We start from the raw sequence: 2,015 nt of genomic DNA, 5'->3' as shown, positions 1-2,015 counted from the left end.
GCGGTTTCAGGGGGTGGGCGTGATCGGAACGCCGCAAATGCCCTAAAGCGACACGGCCCTGCCCAGCGAGGTGCTGAACAGGGCCGCGGAGTTTTCTGTCACTGCGGACGCATCCGCAGGCTGGCGCTTACTGGCCGAGCAGACCGGCGTTCTGCGCCGAACCGAAGGCGAAGCCGATGAATTCCTGCACGCTCATTTCGCGGCCGTTGAAGGTCACCCGGTTGTCAGCGTAATGCAGCGAGCTGACCAGGCGTTCGCCTTCCAGGCGCGACCAGCCGGTGTCCAGCGCCATGCCGCTGAACAGCTCGGTGGCGGCGTCGGTTTCCTGCTGCAGTGCCGCCTTATCGAGCTGGCCGTCAGGCTGGTTGTTCTGCGCGACCAGCCCGGCGATGTCGCGCACCAGGTCCTTGTCGATACCGGCTTCGGCCTTGAGCGAGGCGAGCATGCTGGTGATCATCGCATCCGGGGTGAAGGCTTCTGTGCTCGGCGATTGCAGGTCGAGCACGACGGACAGGCGGGCCGAACCGTGGGCGGTCTCGAAGCCGAACTCGTCGAGGGCCAGGGTGGGTTTGTGTTCCAGCAACTGCAGGCCGTGCGCCTGCAGTTCCTGCTGCTGGGCGGCGGTGATGCCGGCGAAGGATTCCTGCGGGGTGGCGCTGCTGTCGAGAATTTCCTTGTAGCTCGCGACCAGCGCCTTGAGGCTGCTTTCCTCGAGGTTGCGCAGGCTGAAGGCGAGGGCGAGGTTGCGCAAGGTCTGGCCTTTGGCGCTGACCTCGCCGATGCGGTAGGCGATGGTCTGGTCGAGGCCACGGCTGCCGCGGCTCAGCGACTCCTCGACGGAGGCCTGCTGGATGACCACGGCAGGTTCGTCGCCGGCCTTGATTTCCATGCGTTCCAGGGTGATGGCGGACGGGCCGAAGCCGAAGCCCGCGTCATAATCCTGCTTGTCGGCGCTCAGGCCGATGCCGCGCAGGCTCACCTGTACCGGCTGGCCGCTGTCGCTGCGCTGCAGGTCGATGTCGACTTCCGCCAGTTCACCGTCCATGCGTACGTCGCTGCCGGCCTTGTTCGCCTCGAAGTTGAGGTTGGCCGGTGCGATGCGCACGCTGCCGTCTTCGTCCTCGATGTTCAGCGCGGCGGTGCGCAGATCGCCGGCCTGGCCGCCGTCGTAGCCGATGGTCACGTCACCAACCAGCGGCACTTCGCCGGAGGCGGCATCGAACAGCTTCTGCGTCAGCGGCGTGCGTTCGAGTTCGAAATGGCTCTGCGCGGCGACCGGCATCAGCTGACCGCGGCTCAGACGGGAGACGGGGAAGGGGCCGTGCTCGAGGCGATCCTGCAGCAGCAGGGCGTAGTGTTCGGTGTTGCCTTCGTCGTCCGCCACTTCGATGTCGATCTGGTAACGCGCGGTGCTGGAGAGCAGGCCGCGTTCGAAGCTGAGCAGGGTGAGGCCGACCTCGGCGCCGGCGCCGACGCCCATCTCGCGCAGCTTGAGGTTGGCCTGGTCGACGGCATCACGGGCGGTCGATTCGACCTGGGTGCTGGTGTAGAAGGTGGCGGCGCCGAAGAGGGCCAGAGGTACGGCAACGGCGAGTGCGAGCTTTTTCATGGAGGCATCCTGTGCGGTGGCTGGGCAGACGTCCTGTCAGCCGATGGTTGGCAAGCGGCGGCACTCTAGCAGCGCGCAGCGGCAGGCTCCAGCGCGCCGGGGCAGAGGATGGGAAGGGTGAGAACGTGGCAGCAGATTCGGGCGGGACGACGCCTGCTGCGCCTTCGCCGCCCTGCCTGCGTGGTTAATGCATGTTGTCCGATTTCGGCATGGGTATCGCCACACTGCTTTCCACACTGCCGGCCTCGGCGTCGCCTTCCTTGTAGAAGGGTTCGATTTCCTCGCGGGCCTGTTGCCAATGCTCGCTTTCCTTGCCTTCCGGCTGGCCTTCGGCTTGCCAGATCTCATAGGCGCGCTGGCGGATTCGCTCGTCGACGTTCATGTGACAACCTCCTGGTCACGGGCT

General features: G+C 66.1%; 2 protein-coding genes. Both read right to left on the bottom strand.

Annotation, left to right across the window (positions count from 1 at the left end):
* Nucleotides 1-127: 127 nt before the first annotated feature.
* Nucleotides 128-1,609: a YdgA family protein gene (locus LO50_RS22155; protein WP_044316387.1), complete on the bottom strand. Its 1,482-nt coding sequence runs from the start codon at nt 1,607-1,609 to the stop codon at nt 128-130.
* Between the two features lie 184 nt (nt 1,610-1,793).
* A complete protein-coding gene (locus LO50_RS22150) occupies nt 1,794-1,991 on the bottom strand; it encodes a DUF2934 domain-containing protein (RefSeq protein WP_023446418.1) in 198 nt (65 codons plus the stop codon).
* Between the last annotated feature and the right edge of the window lie 24 nt (nt 1,992-2,015).

Source organism: Stutzerimonas stutzeri, from assembly GCF_000935215.1.
Classification (GTDB): Bacteria; Pseudomonadota; Gammaproteobacteria; order Pseudomonadales; family Pseudomonadaceae; genus Stutzerimonas.
Note: the sequence above shows the minus strand (reverse complement) of the source record. Positions and strands in the feature narration are given on the sequence as shown.